We start from the raw sequence: 1,660 nt of genomic DNA, 5'->3' as shown, positions 1-1,660 counted from the left end.
GGCCCAGAGTGTGTAAAAACAGATTAAAACACCGGTCGGCACGCAGTGCCGACCGGTGTCGGACAGATGATCAAACCTGCAACGCTCGTACAGCCACAAGCGGCCCTGCAATCGCTAGCGAGGCTCCATTGCTAGTTTAAGGGGGCAAAACGGCAGCCTTTCAGGCCACCAGCGCTTTCATCAGATTCTGCGCACCGAGGATTTTCATCACCCTTTTCCAGTTGTAAGCGAGCACATTCAAGCTCATTTCGGTGCTCACTCCAGCCAGCCGTCGCGTCAGAAAATGCGTCGCCCCCATCCCTTGTTTGAGCGTCCCGAAGGGATGTTCGACCGTTCGCTTGCGGATGTTCATCATCTGCGGCGCATTGTTCAGGCGGGCCTGCATCTGCTCCAACACCGCCTCATGTTCCCAGCGCCGAATTTTTCGCTCTCTGGCTGGTGTGCATTGCGCCTTTATCGAGCAGGCCTGGCAGTTGGAGCGCCAATAAACGTCAAGCTTCTTGCCCTTGTCGAGGTAAGAGTTGCGCCAAATCAGCACTTCCTTGGCGGGACAGATGTACACATTTTTGTCCGCGTCGTAGACAAACTCGTCATTGCCGAAACGGCCATCGAATTTGGCCCGCGAGCTCAGCGTTTTCGGCACATAAGCCGTGATCCCTGCCTCGTGGCAGGCCAGGATTTCTCCGCTTTTGTAATACCCTCGATCCGCCACCACCGACAACGCTTCGAGTTGCATCGCCTCACGGGCCTGCTCGGCCATCGAGCTGAGCTGATCACGGTCGTGCCCGACATTGGTCACCTCGTGCGCCACGATCAAATGGTGTTTGGTATCGACTGCTGTCTGCACGTTGTAACCCACGATGCCATTACCGCTCGTCATCATCGAGCGCGCGTCCGGGTCGGTCAGCGAGATCTGTTTGTCCGGCGATGCTTCAAGCTGTATTTCAATCGCCTGGAGCGCCTTCATCTGCTCCTTCAATTTGGCGATTTTCTCTTCCAGGCCGCCTTTGGGCCCTGAGGACGTGGGCTCTTCCCGATCAGCCTCATCCAGCACCTTCAAATAACGGGCAATGCTTGCTTCGATGTCTTGCATCCGGCGCTTGAGCTTGGCGCTCGTGAAGTTGCGGTCACGGTGGTTCACCGCCTTAAACTTACTGCCATCGATGGCGACGAAATGTTCCGAGAAAAGCCCCAGTTGCTGACACAGCACGACGAACTGCCGACAGACGCCTCGAATGGCCTTGCCATTGTCTTTGCGGAAATTGGCGATGGTCTTGAAATCCGGCATCAGGCGACCGGTCAGCCACATGAGCTCGACGTTGCGCTGCGCCTCGCGCTCAAGGCGCCGGCTTGACTGGATACGGTTGAGATAGCCGTAAATGTAGATCTTCAGCATGACGGCCGGGTGGTACGCCGGTCGGCCGGTTTCGGCAGGGATAGCACTTTGAAAACCCAAGGCGATCAGGTCGAGTTCATCCACGAAGACATCGACAACACGCACCGAATTGGTGTCGCTGACGTAATCGTCCAGGCTCTCGGGGAGCAAGGTCGTTTGACCTCGGTGTTCACCTTGAATGAAGCGTTTCATGGGCAGCCCTTGCGATGAAATCCTGGGCGAATCATAGCAAGGGTTGGCTGGAGTTTTTACACACTCTGGGCC

1 protein-coding gene is annotated in these 1,660 nt (G+C 56.4%); it reads right to left on the bottom strand.

The window, feature by feature from the left end; all coding sequences use genetic code 11:
- Positions 1-160: 160 nt before the first annotated feature.
- Entirely contained in the window at positions 161-1,588 is a 1,428-nt protein-coding gene (locus AC3WWR_RS30820; protein WP_033041556.1) for an IS1182 family transposase, read from the bottom strand.
- Positions 1,589-1,660 lie beyond the last annotated feature (72 nt).

The organism is Pseudomonas sp. EB271-G4-1 (assembly GCF_058791355.1).
The sequence above is the reverse complement of the archived record's forward strand: the minus strand, read 5'-3'. Positions and strand labels throughout refer to the sequence as shown.